The 24,333-nt window shown below is 70.8% G+C and carries 14 protein-coding genes; 7 read left to right on the top strand and 7 right to left on the bottom strand.

What is annotated here, in order from left to right; translation table 11 throughout:
- The first annotated feature begins 35 nt into the window (after positions 1–35).
- A complete protein-coding gene (locus tag JOD54_RS24850; protein WP_307860256.1) occupies positions 36–1,193 on the top strand; it encodes an MFS transporter in 1,158 nt (385 codons plus the stop codon).
- On the opposite strand, the gene JOD54_RS24845 is transcribed toward JOD54_RS24850, so the two are convergent.
- Complete coding sequence (locus JOD54_RS24845) at positions 1,150–2,490, bottom strand: caspase family protein (protein ID WP_204453643.1); 1,341 nt, start codon at positions 2,488–2,490, stop codon at positions 1,150–1,152. The genes JOD54_RS24850 and JOD54_RS24845 overlap by 44 nt on opposite strands.
- Positions 2,491–2,561: 71 nt before the next feature.
- Positions 2,562–3,086: a GNAT family N-acetyltransferase gene (locus tag JOD54_RS24840; protein WP_204453641.1), complete on the bottom strand. Its 525-nt coding sequence runs from the start codon at positions 3,084–3,086 to the stop codon at positions 2,562–2,564.
- Between the two features lie 270 nt (positions 3,087–3,356).
- Between JOD54_RS24840 and JOD54_RS24835 the strand changes: the two genes are divergently transcribed.
- Both JOD54_RS24835 and JOD54_RS24830 read left to right on the top strand, forming a co-directional pair.
- Positions 3,357–9,665, top strand: a complete 6,309-nt coding sequence (locus tag JOD54_RS24835; RefSeq protein ID WP_204453639.1) for an RHS repeat-associated core domain-containing protein — start codon at positions 3,357–3,359, stop codon at positions 9,663–9,665.
- 5 nt (positions 9,666–9,670) lie between these two features.
- A complete protein-coding gene (locus tag JOD54_RS24830) occupies positions 9,671–10,123 on the top strand; it encodes a hypothetical protein (RefSeq protein WP_204453637.1) in 453 nt (150 codons plus the stop codon).
- A 50-nt stretch (positions 10,124–10,173) separates the two neighbouring features.
- Here JOD54_RS24830 and JOD54_RS24825 read toward each other — a convergent pair whose 3' ends face one another.
- Positions 10,174–10,614, bottom strand: a complete 441-nt coding sequence (locus tag JOD54_RS24825; RefSeq protein WP_204453634.1) for a hypothetical protein — start codon at positions 10,612–10,614, stop codon at positions 10,174–10,176.
- A 114-nt stretch (positions 10,615–10,728) separates the two neighbouring features.
- On the opposite strand from JOD54_RS24825, the gene JOD54_RS24820 reads away from it, so the two are divergent.
- Genes JOD54_RS24820 through JOD54_RS24810 form a run of 3 tightly spaced genes read left to right on the top strand, consistent with a single transcriptional unit; the run spans position 10,729 to position 18,562 of the window.
- Positions 10,729–11,730 (top strand): hypothetical protein, encoded by a 1,002-nt coding sequence (locus tag JOD54_RS24820; protein WP_204453632.1) that lies wholly within the window; start codon positions 10,729–10,731, stop codon positions 11,728–11,730.
- Entirely contained in the window at positions 11,727–12,329 is a 603-nt protein-coding gene (locus tag JOD54_RS24815; RefSeq protein WP_204453630.1) for a Vps62-related protein, read from the top strand. Before JOD54_RS24820 ends, JOD54_RS24815 begins: the two co-directional genes overlap by 4 nt.
- Positions 12,326–18,562: an FG-GAP-like repeat-containing protein gene (locus tag JOD54_RS24810; RefSeq protein ID WP_204453627.1), complete on the top strand. Its 6,237-nt coding sequence runs from the start codon at positions 12,326–12,328 to the stop codon at positions 18,560–18,562. The genes JOD54_RS24815 and JOD54_RS24810 overlap by 4 nt, the downstream gene beginning before the upstream one ends.
- A 505-nt stretch (positions 18,563–19,067) precedes the next feature.
- Here the strand turns inward: JOD54_RS24810 and JOD54_RS35270 are convergent.
- The 4 genes from JOD54_RS35270 to JOD54_RS24790 form a co-directional block, all read right to left on the bottom strand.
- On the bottom strand, positions 19,068–21,062 hold the full coding sequence (locus JOD54_RS35270) for a tetratricopeptide repeat protein (RefSeq protein WP_204453625.1): 1,995 nt from the start codon (positions 21,060–21,062) through the stop codon (positions 19,068–19,070).
- Between the two features lie 177 nt (positions 21,063–21,239).
- Positions 21,240–21,689 (bottom strand): carboxymuconolactone decarboxylase family protein, encoded by a 450-nt coding sequence (locus JOD54_RS24800; protein ID WP_239573497.1) that lies wholly within the window; start codon positions 21,687–21,689, stop codon positions 21,240–21,242.
- A gap of 17 nt (positions 21,690–21,706) precedes the next feature.
- Complete coding sequence (locus JOD54_RS35265) at positions 21,707–22,171, bottom strand: carboxymuconolactone decarboxylase family protein (protein ID WP_204453622.1); 465 nt, start codon at positions 22,169–22,171, stop codon at positions 21,707–21,709.
- A 20-nt stretch (positions 22,172–22,191) separates the two neighbouring features.
- Positions 22,192–23,325, bottom strand: a complete 1,134-nt coding sequence (locus JOD54_RS24790; RefSeq protein ID WP_204453620.1) for a serine hydrolase domain-containing protein — start codon at positions 23,323–23,325, stop codon at positions 22,192–22,194.
- Positions 23,326–23,454: 129 nt separating this feature from the next.
- On the opposite strand from JOD54_RS24790, the gene JOD54_RS24785 reads away from it, so the two are divergent.
- Positions 23,455–24,330, top strand: a complete 876-nt coding sequence (locus JOD54_RS24785; protein ID WP_204453618.1) for a sigma-70 family RNA polymerase sigma factor — start codon at positions 23,455–23,457, stop codon at positions 24,328–24,330.
- The last annotated feature ends 3 nt before the right edge of the window (positions 24,331–24,333 follow it).

Genomic DNA, 24,333 nt, shown 5'->3' with positions numbered 1-24,333 from the left:
GAAATTGCAGGTAAGAGACTGTGAAGGGAGCTGGTGTGGCTGAGCGGCCCGCTGCCCCGAGGCAGGCCATGTGGCCCCTCTATGCCGCTGGTTTCACTACGGCCTTCGGGGCCCATGGCATCGCCGCCAACCTCGGTGGATTCTCCGAAGACGCCGTTACGTCCCTCTTAGTGCTGGGCGGGCTTCTGGCCCTCTATGACGGCGCGGAAGTACTGCTCAAGCCCCTCTTCGGCTCGCTCGCGGACCGGATCGGCGGCAAACCCGTCCTCTTAGGCGGACTAGTTGCGTTCGCTGCTGCCTCCGCCTTGTACGCGGTGGCGGACAGTCCCGGCTGGCTCTGGGCCGCCCGGCTTGGCCAGGGTGCCGCTGCTTCCGCCTTCTCACCGTCGGCCTCGGCTCTCGTGGCGCGGCTCAACCCGGCCGCCAAACGGGGTCGCGCGTTCGGCGGCTACGGCTTCTACAAGTCCATCGGCTACACCCTCGGCCCGCTCCTAGGTGGCGTCCTGGTGTGGGCGGGCGGTTTGCGGCTGCTGTTCACCGTGATGGCTCTATGCGCGGCGGCCGTTGCGGTGTGGGCGGCTGTCGCTGTGCCTATAGTGCCGCCGCTGCCGCGTAAGAGGCAGACCGTCGCTGACCTTGCCCGCAGGTTGTCCGACCGCGCGTTCCTTGGCCCGACCGCCGCACTTGCTGCCGCGACAGCCGCGCTGTCGGTGGGCGTTGGCTTCCTGCCCGTCTCCGGCGCGGCGGCGGGTCTCGGGACCGTGGCCACCGGGGCCGCCGTGTCCGTCCTCGCCGCCACAGCCGCCGTCGTGCAGCCGAAAGCGGGACGTGCCCTCGATGCCGGACGTCTGAGCGCACGCGCCGGATTGCTCACCGGGCTCCTCATCACCGCGGCCGGTCTTGCGGCGGCAATGCTGCCCGGCGTGGTTGGAATCCTGCTCGCGGCGGCTCTCATCGGTACCGGCACCGGACTGATCACCCCACTGGGCTTCGCCGCCCTGGCCGCGAGTACCCCAGAGGAGCGGATGGGGCAGACCATGGGATCAGCTGAACTGGGCCGCGAACTCGGGGACGCGGGCGGCCCACTCCTCGTCGCCGCCGTCGCCACGGTGTCGACGCTCACCCTCGGCTACGCGGCTTTGGCTGTGCTCATCGCAGCTGGTCCGCTGGTCGCTCGGGTGGCCAACCGCTGAAGTTCTGCGGGCCGCTCGCGTCGCAGGCGGCGAGGGCGGCCGAGGCGAGCTGGGGTTCGATGCTGCCGTCCCGGGTCAGGTCCGCTCGGCGGGAGACGGCGAAGATGACGTAGCGGTGGCGGTAGCGGTGGTGGGCGTAGCGGAACGCCGGGTACATGTCCGGGGTCCAGTGGGTGCTGCCGATCCCGCTCGGTGTGGGCCAGACGGTGAAGTTCCAGCGCGCGCCGCTTGAGATGTAGTCGTACAGCGCGCGGGCGGCATCGGTATTCCCGCAGGCGAAGATGGACACTGAGACCAGGAGCGGGTTGTCCGAGGATTGTTCCATGTAGACAGCGGTCATCACCTGGGTGATGCCTTGGTCGGTGAGTGTGTTGACGACTTCCGAAGCGGGGAAAGGGCCTGCGGCGGCCGCTGCCTGGTCCGAGGGCTGGATCCCCGCGACGACTCGGGTGAAGCGGATTCCCTTGTCGGTGGCGAACTCGCGTCGCAGCAAGGCATCTTCGGTGAACGGGGTCTTATCGGTGTCAACACTGGCCCAGGTCGTCGGGTCGCTAGTGGACACCGCAGCGTTGGTGGCGAAGGGGAACTGGCTCGCGGTGTCGGTGCCGCGCTGGTTGGGCGCGGGCAGTCCTTTGGCCTGGAGTCGTTGGCGCAGAAGCGGATAGATGTCGCCGAAGGAGAGCTGGGCGGGTTTGTCGGGGATTCCCGCGCGGACGAGGTCGAGTAGCTCTCCGGTGAACGACGTGCACGCCGAGTCCTGCTGGTCCGGCGGCGGCACGTGGGCGACGCGGTTGCGGGTGGTCGCGGTCAGCGTGTACGTGCCCTCGACGTGGACGAGGTCGGCCAGGGTCGGGCCGTCGGCAGCGGCGAGGGCCTCGATCGCCTGGCCCGCGAAGCAGCAGTCCACGATGGCCAGCCGCAGCCGGGCCGGGCTCTCGCGCAGCACCTCGGCCACGACGTCCCACGGCAGGCCGCTGATCCTCGGCCGGTTCGGGCGGGTCGAGGTCACGGTCAGGCAGAGCTCCGCGCGGGACGACAGGACCCCGTGGCCGACGTAGTAGAACAGCAGGACCCCGGTGGTCGCCTCGGCCAGGTCGGCGACGCGGCTCGCCAGGTCCGCCACCGAGGTCGGGTTGAGGATCACCGTGACCCGGTCCGCTGGCCACCCGCACAGCGCCGGGTCGGTCAACAGCGCCCGCATCCCCTCGACGCTGTTGCGCGCCGCGCGGACCGGCGGGAACTCGGTGTACTCGTAGGCGGACACCCCGATCAACACGGCGTGCGAATCGGCGAACACACCCACCTCCTCCGCTTCCCGTCCGAGGGTATTCGGCCGGTCCCGGCGAAGGGCGCGAACACCCGATCGTGTCAGCGGTGGTCGGTGGCCAGCAGCCCGAACAGCAGGTCGTCGGTCCACTCGCCGCGCAGCCAGGTGTTGGCCCGCCGAAGGCCCTCGCGCTGGAACCCGACCCGCTCCAGCAGCCGAGCGGACGCCTCGTTGCGCGGATCGCACTCCGCCGACACCCGGTGCAGGCCCAGGTCGTCGAACAGGTGCCGCAGGACCCGGGCCACAGCCTCGGTCCCGTACCCGCGCCCCTGCGCGGCGGCCGCGATGGTGAACCCGATCTCGGCCTGCATCCGGTTCTCGTGCAGGTTCACCCCGAGGTCACCGATCAGCGCCCCCTCCAGCGAGATCGCGTACTGGAACCACCCGACCCCACCGGGCGCGTCCGCCCCGAACCGCGCGACCACCTCCGCCGCCCGCCCCACCGACAACGGCGACTCCCACGCCTGGTAGCGGGCCACCTCGGGGTCCGACCGGTACGCGGCCAACGCGGGCGCGTCCCCCGGTTCGAACGGGCGCAGGACCAGTCGTTCGGCGATGAGGCGCATGTGTCCCTTCCGGGGGTGTGGTGCCCGACACGGTAGACCTGGGTCGTCGACCGTCCACAGGGGTTATCTGGTCTGGACCTCTGGTCGTCTTGCTCACGTCCAAAACCGGCATTGCGGTCAGGCGGTGCGATAGTTCCGGGTCGCAGGCGGTCAAACGGTCGAACATCGGTGGATTGGCGGATTCGCGACTTCCGTAGCGTGTGCACGCTCTGGTTGAGTAGCGCCCGGCCACCCATCTGGGGTGTGGCACTCGCACTGGGGTGAGGACACATGCCGTACCGCCGCTTACTTGACGCTGCCCGGAATCGCCGGGCCAGACCGCTGCTCTGGGCGCTGGTGATCGCCGTCGCGCTGATCGCCACCAGCCTCGCCGTGATCAACCCGCCCGCCGCGTCGGCCGCGCCGTCCCGGCTGCCCGCCGCGTCGCGCGACAAGGTGATCCCGCACCAGGACGTCGCCCTGAAGTCCACCCGACCGGCGCCGCCGAGCGACACCGGTCCTCGGTCCGGCAGCACCTGGCCCGCCGCGGGTGCCGCGGACGTGGCACTTGACGCCGCCCCCGCGGCCGCCAACGCTCCCGACCGTTCGCTGCGCGGGTCCGCCGCGCGCAAGGCCGGTGACCTGCCCGTCCGCGTCGCCACCGGGAGGACGGGCAAGACCGGCGTGCACGTCGAGGTCGCCGCCCGCTCGGTCGCCGAGCGGGCGAAGGTCAACGGCGTCGTCCTGGCCCTGCGCCCGACCGCCGGTGACCCCGCCTCGGCGACGGTGAACGTCGACTACGCCTCCTTCCGCCACGCCGGTGGCGCCGACCTCGGTAGCAGGCTGCGCCTCGTGCGGCTGCCCGACTGCGCCCTCACCACCCCTGACCTGCCCGAATGTCAGGTTCAGACCCCCTTGGCCCAGCGCAACGACGCCGTCGCGCAGTCCGTCGCGGCCGACCTGCCGCTGCGGGCAGCGGGCCCGACCGTCCTGGCCGCCGCCGCGGGCGCGGAAGGCCCCAGCGGCACCTTCACCGCCAGCTCGCTGACCCCCGCGACCGCCTGGAGCGTGACCGGCAACAGCGGTGGGTTCAGCTGGTCCTACCCGATCGCGCTGCCGCCCGCCGCCGCCGGGTCCGCGGCCAACCCCAAGGTCACCCTCGGCTACAGCTCGGCAAGCGTCGACGGCCGCACGTCGGCGACGAACAACCAGAGCTCCTGGATCGGGCAGGGCTGGGGCTACACGCCGGGGTTCGTCGAGCGGACCTACCGCTCCTGCGCCAGCGACACGACCCTGCCGCAGGCCCAGCAGACCGGTGACCTGTGCTGGGCGGGCCACATCGTGACCATGCACCTCGGGGGCCGCTCCACCTCGCTGGTCCGCAACGACGCCGACGGCACGTGGCGCCCGGCAGCCGACGACGGCAGCCGGGTCGAACTGCTCACCGGCGCCACCAACGGCGCCCGCAACGGCGAGTACTGGCGCGTCACCACCACCAGCGGCGCCCAGTTCTACTTCGGCCGCAACGAGGGACCCGGTCGCACGACCCAGGACCCGACCAACTCGACCTGGACCGCGCCCGTCTACGGCCCGCGTTCGGGGGACCCCTGCTACAACGCCGCCGGGTTCGCGCAGTCCAAATGCGACCAGGCGTGGCGCTGGAACCTCGACTACGTCGAAGACCCGCACGGCAACGCCGCCCTGTACCACTACGCGCCGGAGACCAACTTCTACGGCGCCAACAAGGGCACCACGGGCGTGCAGTACACCCGCGGCGGCACCTTGAAGAACATCCAGTACGGCCTGCGCAAGGTCAGCGGCTCGGTCTACGGCACCGCCCCCGGTCAGGTCGTGTTCGACGTCACCGAGCGCTGCACCCCATCCGGTGCCATCACCTGCGCCCCGGCCCAGTTCACCGCGGCGAACGCCGCGTCGTGGCCGGACACCCCACAGGACCAGCAGTGCCTCTCCGGCGCGACCTGCAACAACCACTCGCCCAGCTTCTGGTCCACCAAGCGGCTGAGCACCATCACCACGAAGTACGACGCGGGCTCCGGCCCGGTGAAGGTCGACTCCTACGCGCTGACCCAGTCGTTCCCCACGGTCGGCGACCCGGAGCTGCGGCTGGACCAGATCGTGCGCACCGCCTACGACGCCGCTGGGACGGGGACCGCCTCACCGCCGGTCACCTTCACCAGCCAGCTGCTCGACAACCGGGTCAGCGGCTACAACGGCCAGCCCGCCATGGCCCACTGGCGGATGACGAACGTCGCGACCGAGACCGGCAGCCAGGTGCAGATCTCCTACCTGCCGACCGAGTGCACCTCGAGCACGGTCCCGACCGATCTGCCCAACAACACCAAGCGCTGCTTCCCGGTCTACTGGACGCTGCCGCTCAACCAGAACCCCACGCTGGACTTCTTCCACATCTACCCGGTCAGCCGGATCTTGGTCCAAGACGCCAACGCGGTTTCCCCGACGCAACGCACGGACTACAGCTACCTAGGCAGCCCGGCGTGGCACTACGACGACAACGAGCTCGTCAAGCCCGCCAACCGCACCTATGGCCAGTACCGGGGATATAGCCAGGTCGAGATCCGCACCGGCGACCCGACCCGAGTGGTCAATGGCGTCGCCGACGCGCAGACCCTCACCAAGACCACCTACTTCCGCGGCATGAACGGCGACACCCTGCCGGGCAACCAGCAGCGCTCCGCCACCGTCACCAACTCCCTCGGCGAGGTCCGCGCCGACGACAACGTGTTCGCCGGGACCGCGCACGAGACCCAGACCTTCCTCGGGTCCGGCGGCGCCCAGCTCACCTCGTCGATCACGGAGCCGACCAAGCTCGCCACCACCGCGACCAGGGCCCGCACCGGCCTGCCCGCCGACACCGCGGACATCGTCGCGACCACCAAGACCCGCACGATCACCGCCCTGGCCGCGGGCGGGACCCGCTCGACCTCGGCCACGAACCGGTTCGACGCCACCGGCCGCCTGGTGTCCACGACGGACTCCGCCACCGGGATAGCCGACCGGTGCACCACGCTGGTCTACGCCGACAACACGACCTCGTGGATCCGCGACCGGATCGCCGAGACCTTCTCGTCCACCGCCACCTGCCCCACCACGGGCCAGGTGAGCGCCCCCGCGCCGGTCGTCGCGGCCAAGCGCCAGTACTACGACCTGTCGGCGACCCTGGGCGCCGTACCCGGCGCGGGTGACCTGACCAGGACCGACACCGCTACCGCCAACACCGGCGGCACACTGACCTACGCCACCACCGAGACGTCGACCTTCGACGCCCTCGGCCGCGCGCTGACCACGACCGACGCGCTCGGCAGGCAGAGCTCCACGGCCTACACGCCCAGCGGCGGCGGTGTCCTGTCCAAGCTGGACATGACCAACCCCAAGAGCCAGACGTCGTCGGTCACCACCGAGCCCGCCCACGGCACCACGATCAAGGCCGTTGACGTCGGCGGTCGGGTCACCGAGGCCGCGCACGACAGCTTCGGCCGGGTCACCGCGGTGTGGAAGCCGGGTCGGTCAAAGTCCGCCGGTGACGCCGCGAACCTGCAGTTCGCCTACCTGGTCCGCAACTACGGGCCGCTCGCGGTGACCACCAAGACCCTGGTCGACTACGGCAGCGGCACCAACTACGTCACCTCGATCCAGCTCTTCGACTCCACCGGCCAGCTCCGGCAGACCCAGTCCGACGACGTCAGCGACCCCACCGGGGTGACCAAGCGGGTGGTGTCGGAGACCTTCTACGACTCCCACGGCTGGTCGACCGGCTCGCACAACCGCTACGTCACCACCGGTGTCCCCGCGACGACCCTGGTCACCGTCCCGGACGCGTCCGTGGACGACCGCACCGTCACCGGCTACGACGCGAGCGGCCGCGAGGTGCTCTCAGCCTCCTACCAGGGCCTCACCGCGAAGGCGACCACGACGACCGTCCACGGCGGCGACCGGGTCACCACCTTCGGCCCGACCGGCGGCACCACCCGCATGTCGGTCACCGACGCCCTCAGCCGCGAAACCGAGGTGCGCGACTACCTGACCCAGCCCACCGTCACCGGCAACGTCGTCTCCGGCGGCACCAGCAGCACCTCGACCAACCGCTACAACACCCAGGGTCAGGTCGACCGCCGCACCGACGCGGCGGGCAACAACTGGGACTACGAGTACGACTTCCTCGGCCGCAAGACCGGCACCACCGACCCGGACACCGGGCACTGGACCCAGGTGCTCGACCTCGCAGGCCAGGCAGGCTCCACCACCGATGGCCGCGGCCAGTCGCTGAGCTACGACTACGACGTGCTCGGCAGGCGCACCGCCGAGTACAACGGCATCGGCGCGGGCCGGACCAAGATCGCGTCGTGGACCTACGACACGGCCACCGGGGGAGTGGGCAAACTCCAGTCGTCCACCCGCTACACCGCGACCGGCAACTACCTGGTCGGCGTGAGCGGCTACAACTCCCAGGGGCTGCCGACCAACAACGTCGTGCAGGTGCCCGCCGCGGAGACCGGGCTCAACGGCACCTACACGACGACGTTCTCCTACACCACGACCGGCCAGCGCAGCGGGATGGTGCCGCCGACCAAGGGCGGCCTGCCCGGCGAGGCGCTCACCTCCACCATCGACCGGCACGGCAACCAGTCCCAGACCTACAGCGGTGTGTGGGACTACGTCTCCGGGTCCACCTACAACGCGGCGGGGGAGGTCACGCAGTACCAGCTCAGCTCGGGCAACAACGCCGCAACCCTGAGCTTCGACCGCGACGCCCGCACCCACCTGCTCACCGGCACCAACCTGTCCGTGCAGGCCGCGACGCCGCTGGTGGACGACCTGCGCTACACCTACGACCCGGCTGGCAACGTCACCAAGATCGTCAACGCCCGCCAGGCCAACACCCGCACCCAGTGCTTCGGCTACGACGCGCTCCGGCGCCTCACCCAGGCCTGGACCGCCACCGACGCCTGCGCGGCCCAGGCGGGCACGAGCACCGTCGGCGGGCCCGACCCGTACTGGACCTCGTGGACCTTCGACGCCACCGGTCTGCGCACCGGGCAGGTCAAGCACGGCATCGGCCAAGCGGACACGACGACCACCTACACCTACCCGGCCGCCGGTGGTACTCGACCGCACACCCTCACCTCGACGGCGACTACCGGCCCCGGCGGGTCCTCAAGCACCTCGTACGCCTACGACAACTCCGGCAACACCACCACGCGGACCGTGGGCGCGACCCACACGCTGACGTGGAACGAGAACAACAAGCTGGCGAAGGTCCAGTCACCCGCGGGTGACACCACCTACGTCTACGACGCCGACGGCAACAAGCTGGTGCGGCGGGAGCCGGGCAAGGCGATCCTGTACCTGCCCGGCCAGGAGTTCGCCCGCGACAGCGCCACCGGCACCGTCGTCGGCACCCGCTACTACACCCACAACGGCACCGTCGTGGCCAGCCGGGTCGGTGCCGCGTCGCCGGTCTACCTGCACGCCGACCACCACGGCACCGCGCAGGTGTCGGTCTCGGCCGTCGGCTTCGGCGTCACCCGCCGCGAGTTCGACCCGTACGGCAACCCGATCGGCACCGTCCAAGGTGGACCGTGGCAGGACAACCACGGCTTCCTCGACATGCCGACCAACACGAGCACGTCCCTGGTCGACGTCGGCGCCCGCGGCTACGACGCCACCACCGGCCGGTTCATCAGCGCCGACCCGGTCTTCGACGGCGCCGACCCCCAGTCCTGGGTGGCCTACACCTACGCGGGCAACGCCCCCACCACCTCCAGCGACCCCACCGGCCTCACCCGGGTCGACCCGGGTGAGGAGGGCATCCCCCTGCAGTCCGGCCCCAACGAGCCGGTCCGCTTGTCGAAGAAGCCGGGTGGCACCAACCCGACCTACATCCCGCCCGTCAACCAACCCGCGGGTAAGCAGGGGATCAAGCAGGGGGAACGCGCGCAGCAGCCGCATGTCCGGCACGAGGGCACGAGGAAGGCTCTAAGCGAAATCTACCTGCCCAATGGTCCCCAAACCGACTGGAAGGGCGATGGGACTACCTGGGACGCGGTCCGACATGAGTTCCTCACGGGCGAGAGGGTGCACGGTTCCTACCACGCCATGGCAGCCGCGGAACGGGTGAACAAGCTGATGTCCTTCCTGGACTTGGACCGCAAGGAGCCGTTCTACTCCGCAGAGGAACGGGCGGCGGTCAGCGATGTCGTCAAGCGCGGTCTCGAAACCCTTCAGTTGGAGGACATCGACGGCGCCTCGACCGCGTGGATCAACGAGTCCGAGGGGCGCAAGACCAGCTTCGAGAGCACCAAGAAGAAGATCACCAGCTTCGCGGTCTCCGAGAGGTTCACCGACGCCAAGTTCGAGCGGCCGCATCCCGCCCAGGCGCCGGTCAAGGTCAGGGAACCCACCTACCGCGGGTTCATGCGCGGCATGGGGGTTGTCGGTATCCTGCCCGGCATCGTCGACGGCATCCGCGGCTTTTCCGACGGCAACCCGTGCGGACCGCTGATCGCGTTCGACGTCACGGGCATGGTCTGCGTGACCTACACCGGGCCGACGGTAGCGTGATGGTCGTGCGGAACGGTGCTGATGAGGTGTTCGGCGGCGATGCCGCCGAACACGGGCAGTGGGAATCCGGTCGGATGCGCTGGAGCCTGGGCGCGCTCGGTGACCTCACCTGGATGGTGCTGCCCGAGGCTCGACCGTTCCTCGTGCGGCACGCCAAGGAGGAGTTGGATTCCGCCCTGGAGCAAGGCACCTTCCTGGGTGTCGTCCTCGAGTCGCCGATCGCCAACCACATCGGGGAGTTGATGCTCCAGGCGATGGGTGACCTCCCGGCCGGGACCGACCTGGTCCGCCGGTGCGGGGTGGTCATGCTGCGGGTGTTCACCGTGGACGAGGACTGGTACCAGAACATGTTCCGCGTGGAGGTGTTCGAGTACTTCCTGTTCCGCGGCTGGCGTCCCCAGTTGACCGAGCTCATCCCCGAGGCCCTGGCAGCGGTCGACCACCCCGACCTGCCGTAGCCGACGCCTGTGGCCCCGGACATCGTCTGTCCGGGGCCACAGGCATCAGTTCAGCGCTTGCCCGCCACCAGCACCACCAGGAACTGGCCGCCACCCGCCTCGACCGTTGTGGTCACCGGCAAGTCCGGCACCAGGCGGGAGAAGCGGTCCACCAGCCACTCCGCTGTCTCCTGGGCGTCCTGCTTGGTCGGGCACCGCCCGACCATCTCGCGGCCGCCCTTGCGCTCGAGCCGCCCGGCGACGGTGATCAGCGGTGCCGGTTCGACCACGTGCAGGCGGTCCGGCCAGGGGATGACGACCTTGACCGCGCCCTTGCGGGTGTTGCAGCCGCGGTGCGCCAGCCGCTCGGCGAGCTTCGCCTTGCGGTCGGCTGTCCGGCTGTCGACGCTGGGGCCGCGGGGGTCGTTGACCGACATGTCCGGGTCGACCGGCTCGTCGCACACCCAGCACCGCCAGCCGTCGCGCTCGGCGACGTCGTCCAGGAGGCTCACCCGGGAACCTTAGCCCGCTCGGCCGCGCCGGTGCGATCTGCACTGGATCTGCGGCCCGTCTGCGTCCCGTTCGTACGGTCGGTCACGTCGGTGCGGATGCGGAGGAGCGGGCGGATGGGCACGACGGGCGGCGGTTCTCGGGAGTTCGGGCACGGCGGCAACCCGCCCCTTGTCGACGTGGCCGCCGCGTTCGCGACCGTGCCGGGGCGGGGGAAGGTGTGCGGGGCCGACCGGCCGCTGGTTGACTCGGACCCGATCGGCCACTACCAGGGGATGGGGGTGTACCGGGATCGCTGGGTCGTCCTGACCCACAGCACCCGGCTCTGGGACGCGGGCTGGTTCACCGTGTGGGACAGCGCGTCCGGTGGGGTGACCGTCCACCCGATCCCGACCCCGGACGGGATGAAGCACCCGGGCGGCCTGCAGGTCATCGGGGACTACCTGGTGCTCGGGGTCGAGCCGACCGCCGAGGACGCACTGCCGTCGCTGGTGTGCTTCTACGACCTGCGCGACATCGAGCGCGGCGGACCCAAGCCCTTGCCGCGACCTCGGATCACTTCGGCCTGGCGCAGTGCGGCCGCCGTGGGGATCGCCCGCCTCGGCGACCGGCACGTGTTGGCCGTGCACGGCAGCGATCCGTGCGGCAAGACCTACTTCTACTGGTCCGACGGCCGCCCGCTCGGCGACCCGGACCTGACCTTCGACACCGAGGAGCCCATCCTCGGGTTCCGCGCCGAGGTCAACGGCAAGCGCACCGGGTACGACAACCTCGCCCTGCTGACCAGCACCGCGGGGGAACTCTTCATGGTCGGTCTGCGCGGCGACACGAACCCCCGCCTGCACACCGACGACCACGCCGACCTCTGGCGCATCGATGTCGATCCCCGCGGGCCCAAGGCCGAGTTGGTGGCCACCAGGGAGTTCACCACCGAGGGCTGGGGGCCGCTGCTGCCCCACTTCCGGTTCGGCGCGGGCGCCGCCGCCACCGGGGACTCGGCGCTCGAGATCTTCTGCAGTTCCCGCAGCGCGTTCGTGGGACTGGAGATGAACGTCTTCACCGACGGCCCGGTGTGGTCGTCGGACCAGTTGGCAGAACAGGAACGAGGACAACGATGACCGACATCCGACAGACCCCGGACCACCGGACCGACCCGACCGGTGAGCCCACGCTGGTGGTGAGCACCACCAGCAAGTTCAACTGGCGGTGGAGCGACGCGGGTTCGGGCGCGCACCGCAGCGTGACGATCTGGCGGCCGCGGCCACCGGAGGGCTTCTACTACCTCGGCGACTACGCGCAGGGCAACCACAACGGCTCCCCGGACACCACGGCCGTCATCGTCAAGCCGGTCAACGACGACTTGTCGAACCCGTTGGTGAAGAACCCGATCGGCTACCGCAAGGTCTGGAGCGACAGCGACTCCGGCGGCGACCACGACGGTGCCATCTGGTACTCGGTGCCGCCGGACGGCTACGTCAGCATCGGCTGCGTGGTGAACCGGGGGTACAAGAAGCCGGAACGGCTCTACCACCTGGCCTGCATCCGGGTGGACTGGGTCGAAGAGACCTCGGTGGGCAAGTCGATCTGGAGTGACTCCGGCTCGGACGCGGATGATTCCGTGACGCTGTACCCGGTCAACGGCGTCGCGGCCGTGTTCGCCGCCCAGGGCAACTTCGAGCCCTGGGCGGGCAGCGCCTTCCGGGTGAAGACCCTGTGAGCCCGTCCCGCGGCACCGGCCCGGCGGCGCTCGCCGCCGGGCCGGGCGGTACGTGCGCGGCAGGCCTGCCCGCCGGGGTGTTCGCGGTCGGCCCGCGGGGGGACGCCACCTACCGGATGGCGGTGCGGGTACCACCGGGTATCGCCGGGACGGGGCCCGAGTTGTCGTTGGTGTACGACCACGCCGAGGGCAACGGCGACCTCGGCGTCGGGTGGCGGCTCGACGGCTTGTCGGCCATCACGCGGGTGAAGGCGACCTACGCGGTGGACGGGTTCAACGGCGCTGTTTCCTTCGGCCCGAAGGACCGCTTCGCGCTCGACGGCCACCGGCTGATCGCCGTCGACGGCCAGTACGGCGGCGCCAATACCCGCTACGCCACCGAGGTGGAGAGCTACCAGAAGGTCAAGGCGCTCGGCGGTGAGCTCGCGGGCTTCGAGGTCACCGCGAAGTCCGGTGCGAGGGCCTGGTACGGCACCACCGCCGACAGCAGGCCGCTGGTGGGTGCGCACGCGCGCCTCTGGGCGGTGAGCGCGACCGAGGACCTGCACGGCAACCGCGTCGCCTACGAGTACACGACCGAGCCGGGCGGCACAGCCGCGGAGTACGGGGCCCTCCACATCAAGCGCATCAGCTACACCGCGCACGCGCCCGCCGTTGTCGCGACCCGGTTCGTCGACTTCACCCACGAGCCCCGCCCCGACGAGATCGTCACCGCGAGCGGCGGGTACCAGGTGCGCACGAAGTCCCGGCTCGCCCGCGTCACCGTCTCGGTCGGTACCGAGGTCGTGCGGAGCTACAAGATCAATTACCGCGAGACGGTCGCGACCAAGCGCAGCGCCATCGCCTCCGTCGTGGAGTCCGGGGCGGCGGCCGACGGCGCGCCCGAACTGCCCGCGACGGTGTTCACCTGGCAGGACGGCGGCGATCCCGCCTTCGAGGTCGGCGTGACCAAGGAGTTGGACGCCGTCTCCGCCGAGCGCCCCGACGTGCGGACCATGGATGTCACCGGCTCGGGGCGCACCGACCTCGTCCACCTCTGGACCAACCGGACCGACGGTGCACTGCGCGCCACCACCTACCTGGCGACCGGCGCGGGCACCGGCACCACGTTCGCCCACAGCGGGACCACCGTCCTGGGTACCTTCGGCGACCGCTACGAAGTGCTGCCAGCCGACGTCGATGGCGACGGCCGCACCGATCTGGTGGTGGCCTACGCGAGCGGTCCGGCCGGGAAGCTGAAGCTGGCCGTGTTCCGGTCGACCGGAACGGGGTTCGCGGCCGACGGCGACCTGATCGACACCGGCGGCACGTGGGACGCCAAGCACCTGCGGTTCTTCGCCATGGACGTCAACGGCGACGGCAGGACCGACATCGTGCAGGCGTTCAGCAAGCGCGACCCCGCCAAAGGCGATGTGCTCGGCCTGCGGGTGCTGCTGTCGGAGTACGGCGCCGGCGGCACGTTCGCCCCCGCCGTCGACGTGCTGACCGACGACCCGGCGAAGCCCGACGGTGAACTGGGGTTCTGGCCGCTCGACGTCACCGGCGACGGGATGGTGGACCTGGTGCGCGCCTGGCGGCGGTCGGACGGGCGGATCACCGTCGCGACCTACCTCGCCGCGAGCGGCGGTATCGACCAGGTCTCCTTCACTGCGGTGCACAGCGACCTCGGCACGTTCGCCATCGCCGACCAGATCGCGTTCCTGCCGGTCGACGTCAACGCCGACGGCAGCCAGGACCTGGTGCAGATCTGGGCCGACCACCAGCGGACGCTGCACCTGTGCGCGTTCCGCTCGACCGGCGCGGGCGAGTTCGTCAGGGGCGAGGACAGCACCTTCCCCGGTGAGCGCCTGACCGCGGGCAGGGTCGTCCCGATGGACCTCGACGGCGCGGGGTCGACGGCGATCGTGGGCTGGTGGAGCACCCCGGACCGGATCATGTTCACCGCGTTCCGCGCTTCGCCCTCCGGCGGGTTCCGCAAGCTGCCGCCGTTCGCCGGTGAACAGGCGGGCCAAGACGTCAAGTGGACCCGGTTCGTCCCCGGCGACGTCAACGCCGACGGCAAGGCGGACCTCATCCGGATCGTCTCCAGCGGCAACCAGGTGCGGGCGACGCCCTACCTGTCGACCGGGCGCCACCTCGACGTGGTCGAGACGATCACCGACCCGCTCGGCGACCGGGTCTCGATCAGCTACGCGCCGCTGTCGGACCCGGGGGTCTACACGAGCACGACGCCATCGACCTTCCCCGCCGTGTCCGCACTGCGCTACCCCGCGCGGCTGACCCCCGCCGTCGAGCCCGCGCGGTCGGTGCTCGGCGGCGCCGCTTACGTGGTGTCCGGCTGGACGCGCGGCACCGACCCGGTCCGCAACCGCTTCGGGTACGAGGTCGAGCACGCACTGTCCTACCGGGACGGGAAAGTGGACCTGATGGGCCGTGGGCCACTCGGGTTCGCGGAGGTGGTCGTGGTCGAACCACAGCCCGGCAGGCGCACGACGACCTCGTACCACCAGGACTACCCGTTCATCGGGGTGCCGTCCAAGGTGTCCACGGCCGCGTTGCCCGGTACCGATCCGCGTGTGCCTGCGGGCAGTGCCGCACTGCTGATGACGACGACGGAGAACACCTACACGAGCAGCACGAACGCCGCGGTGGCGTCGGTCTTCCTCACCGCGACCACGGAGAAGCACTTCGACTACGGCGAGACCCGGTTCGACTTCGCGATCCGGCGGGAGTTCGCCTACGACGACTACGGGAACCAGAAGTTCGCCGCCTACCTCGGCTACGTGGACCCGAGCACCGGTGAGCCGAGGTTCCCCGAGGAGGTCGTCTACCGGCACCGGGTCTTCCACAACGACGGCACCGCGAACGGGTACCCGCGCTACGAGAAGGTGACCAGGAACCGGCTCGACACCGACGTCACGACGTTCCGCCCGGGCGACTTCTCGTTGCACGAGAACACCTTCGCGGACAAGACCTTCGACGTGCTGACCGCGCGGGATTGGGATGACACCGCGGGGTCGTTCCGCACCACGACATACGGGTACGACGAATACGGCAACCGCGTGTCCGAGACGCCGCCGGGGGGCGAGCCCACGACGCACGAGTTCGACCCCGTCCACCACACCTACCGGATGCGGACCACCTCCCCGGCCAACGGCCAGGGAGTCAGGCTGGTGGACTGCTACGGCTACGACCCCCGGTTCGGGACTGAGGTCGCGCACCTCGACGCCAACGGTCGGATCCGGGTACTGGCCCACGACCCGTTCGGTAGGAGTACCGCGGTGCAGCGAGCCGCGCCCACCGGGGTGTGCGACACCAACACCGTGCCGGGGTGTGTCACCGGCACGCCTGAGCTGGTCTCCCGGTTCCGCGCCGCCGCGGTGCTCACCGTCGAGCGGGTGGACCGCTGGTCCGACGGCTCGGGCGGGCAGATCGTGGCGACCGTGGCGCTGCAGGAGTTCCCGACCGGGACCACCAGGACGACGCTCACCGCGCGGACCTATGTGGACGGACGTGGGCTGACCAGGGAGTCAAGGCGGCAGTCCGGCCAGTCCGGTGGCGACGTCGTCGAGCTCGTCGAGTACGACGGCGACGGTCGGGTGGTGAGCCGAACCCTGCCCCACTTCGCGAACACACCGTCGACGCTGAAGTCCACCACCGCCTACGACGTGCTGGGCAGGACGATTTCGCACCACACGCCCGCGGGTGCGGACGGCACTTCGGTGCAGGTGACGACGTGGCACCACGGGATGGCCGGGGTCGTGACCGAGACGGTGGCCGCGGGCACCGCGGTGGCGGCGGTCCGACGGTTCACCCACCACCACTACGACGGCGCGGACCAGGTCCGGGAGGTGGTCGTCGCGCCAGAAGCGGACGCCGAGACCACGACCTTCGCCTACGACGCGCTCGGCAAGCTCGTGCGGGCCACCGATCCACCGACCACCAGCAGTCCGACCGGGGTCAGCACCACGACCACCTACGACTCCCTTGGCAGGCGGACCACCAGCGACTGCCCCGACCTGAACCCGCACGGGACGCCGGGAACGGTCGCGATGCGCTACACCTACGACACCGCGACCGGGTTGCTGTCCAAGCAGACCGACGCGGGCGGCGGTGTCACCGGCTACGACTACGACCACCTGCGCCGGATCGCAGCGAAACACCTGTCCGACCAACGGGTGGTCGCCTACACCTACGACCTGACCGCGAACGGGGACGGGCTCGGCAGGGTCTGCCGGGTCGCGGTCCGCGACGACAAGGGCGTCGAGCAGTCCCGGCACGACTACACCTACGACGCCTGGGGCGAGATCAGCGCGACCACGGTCACCCTGGTGGGGGAGAACCCGTACACCACCTCCGTGACCCGTGACCCGCAGCGGCGGGTCATCACCCGCACCCTGCCGGACGCGACCGTCGAACAGACCGCGTACTCGTACGGCCGCTTGATCAGCCGGACACTGGGTGCGGCCGCGGTGGCGCAGCCGCTCGACGCGCACAGCGCGTGGGGGACTCCGCTGAAGTTGTTGTACGGCGCGGAGAACCAGCAGTTGGTCACCACCTACACCTGCGCCCCGACCGGGCAACGGCTCGCGGAGCAGGTCATCGGGCCGTCGGGTGTCACCGCGGTCGACGTCTCCTACGACCACGACCCGCGGAACCGGCTCACCGCGGTCCACGACAAGGTCACCCCGTCCGAGTCGATCGCGTTCAGCTACCTCGGCCACCGCTTGGTCGGCGCGACCCGGGGGAGCGCGGCGCCGAGCCGCTACGAGTACGACCGGTCCGGCAACCTGCGCGGCCGCGACGGCGTGAGCTACGACTACGAGGCGCACTTCGCCCGCGGCGGCAGCACCGACGGCCAGTTCGTCTACCAGGCGACCCAGGACGCCTGCGGCCGAACGGCGACGCGCACGTCCGGCGGGGAGACGCTGACCTTCGCATACGACGGGTTCGGAGCACTCGCCTCCGTCCGGGGACCGGGCGGCGCGGTCGTCGCCGCCGTGGTGACCGACCACGAGGGCCAGGTGCTGCGCAGGACTTCCGCCGACGGCACGGTGACGCTGCACATCGGCTCGGGCTACCGGATCACCCGGACCCCGAGCGGGCAGGAGACCGTCGACCGGTACCTGGCCGACGGCGCGGGCACGGCCGCGGTGGTCAGCGGCCACGCGGGCCAGACCGTCGTCACGTACTTCCGCAGGGACACGAAGGGCAGCAACACCCACGCCTTCGACGCGCGGGGCGCGCTGGTCGACCAGATCGCGTACGACCCGTTCGGGCACCAGCGCACGGTCACCGGCACCACCACACCCAGGCGGCTGTTCGAAGACCGCGAATGGCTCGCCCGGATCGGCCTCTACGACTTCGGCGGCCGCTACTACGACCCGGTCCACGGCCAGTTCCTGACCCCGGACCCCGGGCTCGGCGCGCACGGCGAACTCCGGCCCGGGTTGCTCAACCGCTTCGCGTTCGAGCTCAACGACCCGGTGAACTCCACCGACCCGACCGGCTACCGGGCGCACGCGAGCGCATGGACCGGGGGACTTCTGAGCGTGGGTTTCATCGTCGGCGGCGCGCTGGTCCTGGGGCTCACCGGCGGGACAGGGCTGGGCATGGTGGGCCTCGCCCTGCTCGGCGGCGGCACGAGCGGGCTGTTCTACTCGTTCGAACACGGGAACACCCCCGCCAAGCAGTTCTGGCAGGGCTGGGCGTTCAACTCGGCGATCGGCGCGGCCCTCGGCGCCGCGGGTGGTGCGGGCGGCGGGTTCGTCACCGAGGGCATCGAGGCCGCGGCCCGCCAAGCCGTGGCGAACACCGGCCGCTGGAGGGCGGGCTTCGCGCTCCGGGCGAGGGCCTACTCGATACTGGGCGTGGGATCCGGGGCACTGGCGGGCGGCACCAGCCAACTCGCCTACAACTTCGCCGAACGCACGATCGTCGGCCGCCGCGACGTAGGCCTGTTCGACAGCGTCCTGAGCGCCACCCTGATCGGCAGCCTCGCGGGCGGCCTCGGGGCGGTGGGCGTGACAGCGGGCAAAACCGCCACCAACGCGGCGATCGACCACCTCGGCGCGCTCAGCGAGTCGGCCCCACTGGTAGGCCCGTCCAAGTTGGGCCGCCTGACCGGATCGGAGTGGAAGGCAGTGGGCGAACGCATCCCGGAGGCGATCGAGGGCGGCACCCTCATCGGCCAGGCCACCGGCAAGAAACTGGCGGCCATGATGACCAGTTGATCCGACGGCCCGTGACCGGAGTGTGGCCTGGCCGCGCTGGTGCGGTGGTGGTCGAAGGCGGGTTCTCTTGGGCCCCCGGCCCTGGTGGTCCCGGTGACCGTGGCACTGGGTCGTCACGGTGATCGAGACAGCGGAAGTCACTCCGGGGCCCGGCACCGCGGCGGCGGCCCGGGTCGGCTGCGCCCGGAGGCACCCCGAAGCTCGGCGAGCGAGGCCCGCGACCCAGCCGGGTGGTCCTGCACCGAGTGCCGCAGCCGGTTGATCTCGGTGACTGTGGCACCGCTTCGCCACGGTCGTCGAGGCACTGGCAGTCACTTCGGAGACTCCCGCAACGCGGTGAGCTCGGCAGCGGTCGCTCGGGTTGTCTGCGCCGGAGGCACGGCGGAGGTCGTCGAGCGCGCTTCGGCGCAGGGACCGTGCTTTCAGTTGGACAGCAACAGCGTTCTTCTCGCACCGGGTGCCGTAGCCGGTTGATCTCGGTGACCGTGGCGCCGCTTCGCCACTGTCACCGGGACTCCGGGGACTCCGGTAGCGCGGCGAGCTCGGCGGTGGCCGCGAGGGTAGTCGGGTTGTCAGCACCGAAAGCACGCCGGATGGCGTCAAGCGCGCTCCGGTACAAGACCTGCGCTGCGGCGATGTTGCCCCGCATGGCGGTGACCCGGGCGAGCTCGAGCCTCGTCGTGGCCACGTGGGTGTGCGTGGAGCCGAGCACCCGTGTCCGATCGTCCAGAACCGCCGCGAACTGCTTCTCCGCGTCCGCCAGCCGCCCACCCGCCAAGGCAAGGGCGGCGAGGTCGTGTCGCACTGTCAGCACGTAAGGGTGGTCAGGGGAGAGGTAGCTCAGGCGCCCCGTTAGGACAGCGGTGATCTCGGCTTCGGCGGTGCCGTGGTCGCCGAGGCGGGCGGCTACCCGGGCGAGGTCGTGGCGGGTGGTGAGCGTGGCCTCGTGGTCGTACCCGAGGGTCTTGGTGCGCAACGCCAGGACCTCCTCGTACAGCGCCTTCGCCCGCGGTGGGTCCCCAGCTTGGAAGATCACCCACGCCAGGTTGTGCCGGGCACTCAAGGTCAACCGGTGTTCCCCGCCGAGCACCGAGGTTCGCAGCTCGACGACGGCGGTGAACTCGTGCTCGGCGGCGGCGTGGGAACCGCAGGCCGACAGCGTCCACGCGTAGTCGTGGCGCGTCGCGAGGGTGCTGTGGTGGGAGTCGCCGAGTACCGCGGTCCTCTTGCCGAGGACGTCGCGGTAGGTGTCGCAGGCCAGTTGGTAGTCGCCTTGCCACATCGCGATGCGTGCCCGGTAGTGCGCGGCAGCTAGGGCGTCCGGGTGCTCGCCGGGCAGCGCCGCGGTCAGCCGGTTGAGGACGCCGGAGGCAGTGTCCGCGAGGTCGTACCAGCCGCGGTCGATGGCGAGGTCGATGATCGCGAAGGTGTCGACTGGGTCGCTGTAGTCGAGCAGGACGCGCAGCGTCCCCGCCGGGACGTGGTCATCCGCGGTCGACTGCCGCTGCGCGTTGTCGACGAGGTAGTCGAAGACGACGTAGCTGCCAGCGTGATCCACGTGCAGCAACGCCGCGGTCGCGTGCAGGACTTCCTCCGCCCAGGTGAACGCCTCCTCCAGCGGCTCCGGCCTTAGCCGCGTCCCGCCCGCCGCCTCCAGGTACAGCTCGTGCAGCCGTACCAGCAGTTCCCTGGTCGCAGGCCGCAGGAACCCGGCCCGCCGGGCGTCAACGGCGGCGGCCACCAGTGCGGCCCCGCGTGGCTGGGCTCCGGGCGCCCAGCCGTCATGCCACTTCGCCAACAGTTGCGGACCCGCCGCCAGGTACTCCGCGACCCCGCACCAATCGGCGTGCGCCAGAGCTTCCCCGACCCGCGGGTCTCGCGCGGCTGTCGACTCTGCCCTGGTCAGCTCGCCGGGGGAGAACCGCCGGTTGAGGTGCACGGTCGTGGCGAGCCGCAGGATGTGCCCCACCTCCCTGGCCCCGCCCCGGTTCGACTCATCCCCGCCGCGCCCCACGTCCAGCAACCGACCGCGCTCCTCCACCCGCAAGGTCGCGCACACCAAGACCGCGGCCCCCCGGCCCACCAGCCCCGCCACCTGCGCCGCGTTGAGCCCGTCCGCCCCACCCACGAACCGCTCCAGGTCGTCCAACCACAACACGCACCCCCGTCGCCGCATCGCATACTCCGCCGCGGCCGCCACATCCGCCCGCGTCCGCGGCACCAACAACTCATCCCCGGGCCGCTGCCCCCGCACCGCCTCAAACGCCGCTCGACTTTTCCCCGCCGCCGAGTCCCCCACCAACAGCACAAACCCCCCACCCCCGACGAGGCCCCCCAACTCCTCGTCCACATCCCGCCCCACGTATGCGGTCACCCGTGCCCCGGTCCGGTGCACCCCCACCCAGGCCGGATCAGCGACCTCCCGAACCCTCGGCAACCGCTTCCCGTCGAAGCTGACACACCCCCGCACGACCCCGTCCCGCTCGAAGAACCGCCGCACCCGCCACCTCCCCACCCCAGCATGGCCCCATTCGACCAGTGGTGCGAACGGGTTGTTGGCGACTCCGGCCCGTCGTCGGCCGTGACTCCCGTGCATCGGTCCCACCCGACCTCACGTTCCACGGACGGGCCGAGGGCCTGCGGTGGGGGGTTACCGCAGGCCCTCGGGGCATGGGGGTCAGATCCAGGTGGTGCCGCCGGGTTCTCTGATGACGTTGTTGATGGTGTTGAACAGGTTGCTGGTGGCTATCCACAGGATCAGCACCGCTCGTTGCCACACGTCGTAGTGGGTCACGAGGTCGTCCCACAGGGCGTCGGGGACGGCGTCGGTTGAGCGGTCGCTTTGGCGGGCGGCGGCTTCGGCCAGGGCTAGGGCGGCGCGTTCGGCTTCGGTGAAGAAGGGGGAGTCTCGCCAGGCGGCGACGGTGGCCAGTTGGTCTTCGGTGACGCCCGCTTTCCTGGCTTCGGTGATGTCGGCGTGCAGGCAGGCGCTGCCGCTGTTGATCTGGCTGGCGCGGACGGCGGTCAGCATGAGGGTGGTGAGGGGGACGATGTCCTGCTGGAGGGCTTGGGTCAAGGTCTGGATCGCTTGCCCCGCAACGGGAATCACGTGGGCGGGGTTGGTCATCCTCGCTTCCACGAGGGTCAGTCCCGCCATTGCCGCGCGGGCGAGACACCGGGGAGCGGCTTGCCGATGAGGGCGAGGGGGAGGAAGAAGCACACCTGGCTGATCGCGAGGATCAGCGTGGTCAGCGCCTTGTCGTCGTAGTGGGAGGACGCTTCGTCGTAGAGGGCGTCGGGGACTCGTTCGCCGGTGGGGTTGGGGGTGAGGACGGCTTCGACGAGGGCCAGGGCGACGCGTTCGGGGGCGGTGAAGTCGGGGGAGTCGCGCCAGGTCGCGACGGCGGTGTGGCGGTTGTCGTCCGCGTCGACGAGGGCGTTGGTGTGCATGGTGGTCAGGTAGGTGTTGCCGACGATCTGGCCCGCCCGCAGTTGCAGCAGGCTGATGGTGGTCTGCGGGACCGACCCGTTTCCGGTGGCGGCGAACAGGGAGGCGGCGATCTTGCCGAGCTCGGGGACGAGCTTGGCGGGGTTGGGCAGGCGCGACATGGTGGTCCTTCCGTTGGCGGTCAGTGCACTGACGCGGCGTGCAGGGCGGATGTGACCGCGGCGGCGACGAGTCGGTCGTGTTCGGGGTAGGACCAGGTGGGGGAGAAGCGGCGGCGGGTGTAGCCGAAAGCGATGCCGCTGTGCGGGTCGGCGAGCGCCTCCGAACCCGCGGATCCGTTGTGGCCGAACGCGTTCGCGCCCAGGAAGGGGTAGCGTTGCCCCTTTGCCTGGAACCCCAGGGCGTACTGGCCCGCGTCTCCCACAACCAGGTCCCGGCCGGTCGAGTGGAGCATCGAGAACTCGCCGAGCACCTCGGGCGTGAGCAGCGGAGCCTGACCGTTGACGCCGAACGCCGCTGCCGCGTACAGCCCGGCCAGCCCTCGAGCGTTGCCGACACCCCCGGCGGACACCGGCCCAAGAGCCCGCACGCGACGGGTGTTGAGAAACGCCACCTGATCCAGCGGCGGTGTCGAGTCGAGGCCGTAACCGATGCCGGTGATGCTCCGCGGCCCAGGGCCGCTCGCCCAATCCGGGCGCTGCGGCGCGGGCAGCACCTCCAGGTAGCGGTCCTCCAGCGCTGACGGCAGACCGAGGTAGAGGTCCAGCCCGAGCGGTGCGCGCACCCGCTCCTCGAAGTGGTGCCGCACCGTCCACCCGGTCGCCCGGCGCACGACCTCGCCGACGATCGCGAACGACACGAACCCGCTGTAGCCGTATGCCGACCCCGGCCGCCAGTACGGGCGCTGGTCGGCCAACCGCTGCGCGATCACCTGGTCATCGGCGAGCTCGTCGGCGGTGAAGCCACCGTCGACGCCGATCACGCCGCTGCGGTGGGTGAGCACGTCGCGCACCGTGATCCGGTCCTTGCCCGCCGCGGCGAACCGGGGCCAGTAGTGGGCGACGGGCCGGTCCAGGTCCAGCAGGCCGTCCTGCACCAGCAGCGCCGCCACCAGGACCGTGATGCTTTTGGTCGACGAGTACACGCCGGTCAGCGCCTCGCCGGTCATGTCACCGGCCCACAGGTCGACAACCTGCTCACCGCGTAGGTACACGGCGACCTGCGCGCCCGCCCCACCAACCCCGGCGGCGGCGAACTCGTCGCGCACCGCCTCGAACCCCGGGGCCACCGTCCCGTGGACATCTCCGTCGAACATCGTTCGCGCCGCTCCGATCGTCGTTGTCGATCCCCTGGAGCCTCGACGCGCGGGTCGACGCGGATGTGACCGTCACATCGGAGCCCGCCGGTTCGTCAGGGGGGTGAACCCCGACACGAGAGCGAGCGCATGGACGACCACGACTTCCTGGCCCGCCGGTTCGAGGAACACCGCTCGCACCTCACCGCGGTGGCCCACCGGATGCTGGGCTCCCTGACCGACACCGACGACGCCGTCCAGGAAACCTGGCTGCGCCTGGCCCGCACCGACACCGCCGACATCGCCAACCTCGGCGGCTGGCTGACCACGGTCGTCAGCCGGGTCTGCCTGGACATGCTGCGCGCCCGCAAGCTGCGCCAGGAGAACCCGCCGCACACCCACCTGCCGGACCCGGTCGTCGGCGACCCCGAGCACCAGGCCCTGATCGCCGACTCGGTCGGGCTGGCGCTGCTGGTGGTGCTGGACTCGCTGAGCCCGCCGGAGCGGCTGGCGTTCGTGCTGCACGACCTGTTCGGCCTGCCGTTCGAGCGGATCGCCCCGATCATGGACCGCACCCCGGTCGCGGCCAGGAAACTCGCCAGCCGCGCCCGCCGCCGCGTCCAGGGCGCCCCCACCACCGCGACCGACCCGACCACCCAGCGCGGCCTCGTCGACGCCTTCCTGACCGCGGCCAGGGGCGGCGACCTCACCGCCCTGCTCAAGATCCTCGACCCCGACGTCACCCTGCGCGCCGACGCGTCCCCGGGCCCCATGCTCGTCCTACGCGGCGCCGAAGCCGTCGCCGGTCACCTGTCCCACTTCCAGCGCATGGCCAACGCCACCACCAGCCACCCCACCCTGGTCAACGGCACCCCCGGCCTCCTCAACACCCGCGACGGCCACCCGGTGTCGGTCATGGGCTTCACCACCACGAGCACCGCGATCCTGGAGATCTCGATCCTCGCCGACCCCACCCGCCTCTCCCGCCTCGACCTCCCAGCCCCGTGGCCCGCGAACCGGCGATGAGAA

The organism is Actinokineospora baliensis, assembly GCF_016907695.1.
Taxonomy (GTDB): domain Bacteria; phylum Actinomycetota; class Actinomycetes; order Mycobacteriales; family Pseudonocardiaceae; genus Actinokineospora; species Actinokineospora baliensis.
Note: the sequence above shows the minus strand (reverse complement) of the source record. Positions and strands in the feature narration are given on the sequence as shown.